The sequence below is a fragment of the Oceanobacillus alkalisoli genome (genome assembly GCF_021556485.1).
GTDB lineage: Bacteria > Bacillota > Bacilli > Bacillales > Amphibacillaceae > Oceanobacillus > Oceanobacillus alkalisoli.
The window spans coordinates 1-255 of record NZ_JAKGBW010000123.1 but is presented as its reverse complement, the minus strand read 5'-3'; the positions used below and the strand labels follow the sequence as shown (position 1 = coordinate 255).

Annotated in this window: 1 protein-coding gene; it reads left to right on the top strand. The window is 0.0% G+C overall.

Translation table 11 applies throughout. The features are described 5' to 3' along the window. On the top strand, positions 1 to 255 hold a 255-nt coding region (locus tag LZD48_RS19415; protein ID WP_179766249.1), incomplete at both ends, for a hypothetical protein.

Sequence of the window (255 nt, the reverse complement as noted above, 5' to 3'; positions counted from 1 at the left end):
AAAAAAAAAAAAAAAAAAAAAAAAAAAAAAAAAAAAAAAAAAAAAAAAAAAAAAAAAAAAAAAAAAAAAAAAAAAAAAAAAAAAAAAAAAAAAAAAAAAAAAAAAAAAAAAAAAAAAAAAAAAAAAATAAAAAAAAAAAAAAAAAAAAAAAAAAAAAAAAAAAAAAAAAAAAAAAAAAAAAAAAAAAAAAAAAAAAAAAAAAAAAAAAAAAAAAAAAAAAAAAAAAAAAAAAAAAAAAAAAAAAAAAAAAAAAAA